The sequence below is a fragment of the Brevibacterium metallidurans genome (genome assembly GCF_037101285.1).
In the GTDB taxonomy this organism is placed as follows: Bacteria; Actinomycetota; Actinomycetes; order Actinomycetales; family Brevibacteriaceae; genus Brevibacterium; species Brevibacterium metallidurans.
Map to the genome: position 1 here is coordinate 1 of NZ_BAAAAF010000041.1, position 1,655 is coordinate 1,655.

A 1,655-nucleotide genomic window follows, 5' to 3' on the forward strand; every position below is an offset into this window, starting at 1 on the left:
GTTCCTTTTTTTCTACGCGTAATCTCTTGCTCTGAAAACGAAAAAACCACCTGGGGAGGTGGTTTTTCGAAGGTTAAGTCAGTTGGGGAACTGCTTAACCTGGTAACTGGCTTCAGCAGAGCGCAGATACCAAATACTGTCCTTCCAGTGTAGCCGTAGTTAGGCCACCACTTCAAGAACTCTATAGCACCACCTACATTAACTCGCTCTGCTAATCCTGTTACCAGTGGCTGCTGCCAGTGGCGCTTTGTCGTGTCTTTCCGGGTTGGACTCAAGACGATAGTTACCGGATAAGGCGCAGCAGTCGGACTGAACGGGGGGTTCGTGCATACAGTCCAGCTTGGAGCGAACTGCCTTCCCGGAACTGAGTGTCAGGCGTGGAATGAGATAAACGCGGCCATAACAGCGGAATGACACCGGTAAACCGAAAGGCAGGAACAGGAGAGCGCACGAGGGAGCCACCAGGGGGAAACGCCTGGTATCTTTATAGTCCTGTCGGGTTTCGCCACCACTGATTTGAGCGTCAGATTTCGTGATGCTTGTCAGGGGGGCGGAGCCTATGGAAAAACGGCTTTGCCGCGGCCCTATCGCTTCCCTGTTAAGTATTTCCCTGGCATCTTCCAGGACATCTCCGCCCCGTTCGTAAGCCATTTCCGCTCGCCGCAGTCGAACGACCGAGCGTAGCGAGTCAGTGAGCGAGGAAGCGGAATATATCCTGTATCACATATTCTGCTGACGCACCGGTGCCGCCTTTTTTGTCCTGCTACATGAAGCACTTCACTGACTCCCTCATCAGTGCCAACATAGTAAGCCAGTATACACTCCGCTAGCGCTACGTGACTGGTTCAGGGCTGCGCCCCGAAACCCTCTAACAACCTCTCAGCTACTGGATATCACCCCATGCCATCTGAACATGATGAACAACTGGATTCGACTGATATGCAGCTTCCCGGCGAATATGACCTTTTTGATTTAATGGCGCAGGTTACTGAAGAGAACCTGCATGCCCCGGTGGATTTTGGGCCGCCTGTCGGCCGGGAAGCGTTATAGCTTTTTCGCTTACCCGCGTACGTGGTAATACGCCGGTATTACATCTTATTTCTTTATTTTCATGTAATTACAGGTGGTTGTAATACGTTGCGTATTACATAAATAAACGGGGACTTCAGTTTTTATCTTTTAATTCATGCAATTGCGATGAAAATCGCGGTTGCGTATGGTGTATGACCATTTAAGGGATAATGTAACCTGACTTTTAAAGAATGAATCTATCTTTGGCAGCGCATGAGATAGATAAAAAGCGTTCCACATCAGGCGGTTCATGTATCCATGAACCGGAAAGGACAAAAATAAGACAATTGTAAGACATTTTTTGCGTTTTACTCTTATTTTGGACTATTATGAGACAAATGTAAGACATTATGGGCGGTATATGGCGAATTTTAACCCTGGTCCAAGAACAGCCATTGCAGCTGTCAGGGATTCCAAGAACGATATAGAAACTTGGAAGAAAAATGGTATTCGTAGGGAAGAGATTGTGACTGTGCTGAATGAACGTTACGGCCTGAATATCTCACTGGTTGCGTTTGATAAGGCTCTTTACAGATTGAGAAAAAGTACAGATGAACCGTCTCTTGCTGATGTGGATTCTGTGT

The 1,655-nt window shown here is 47.7% G+C and carries 2 protein-coding genes; both read left to right on the top strand.

Annotated elements, in window-relative coordinates; genetic code table 11:
• The first annotated feature begins 900 nt into the window (after nucleotides 1-900).
• Nucleotides 901-1,050: an AbrB/MazE/SpoVT family DNA-binding domain-containing protein gene (locus AACX88_RS17390; protein WP_339394121.1), complete on the top strand. Its 150-nt coding sequence runs from the start codon at nucleotides 901-903 to the stop codon at nucleotides 1,048-1,050.
• Nucleotides 1,051-1,432: 382 nt separating this feature from the next.
• Nucleotides 1,433-1,655 (top strand): hypothetical protein (locus tag AACX88_RS17395; RefSeq protein WP_422614455.1); only part of this gene is annotated, 223 nt, incomplete at its 3' end.